Source organism: Streptomyces sp. P17, assembly GCF_032436805.1.
GTDB lineage: Bacteria > Actinomycetota > Actinomycetes > Streptomycetales > Streptomycetaceae > Streptomyces.
The window spans coordinates 1-268 of the sequence record NZ_JAVRBF010000894.1 but is presented as its reverse complement, the minus strand read 5'-3'; the positions used below and the strand labels follow the sequence as shown (position 1 = coordinate 268).

The 268-nt window shown below is 62.3% G+C and carries 1 protein-coding gene; it reads right to left on the bottom strand.

All coding sequences use genetic code 11. From position 1 onward, the window contains the following. Positions 1 to 268 (bottom strand): transposase (locus RMT89_RS43360; protein ID WP_315889255.1); only part of this gene is annotated, 268 nt, incomplete at both ends.

Sequence of the window (268 nt, the reverse complement as noted above, 5' to 3'; positions counted from 1 at the left end):
CTCTTGCGGATCTCGCCGCTCCACCTTGAGCACCGTGCGCGCAGGCGTGGCCGCCTTCCGCAGGCATTGGGACCGGAGTTCGCAGACGCCGCAGTCCGTTTTCTTCGCCATGTAGACGGTCCCGTGATAGCCGTTGGCGGTATAGAAGGTCCGGTCTTTTACGGAGAGCTCCTTGTCGGCGGGGCAAGTGAGCTTCCCGCTGTCAGGATTGAAGACAAAGTCCTCCGCCGCGAAGTATTTTCGCGCGGCTCGCTTGCGACCAACCAGC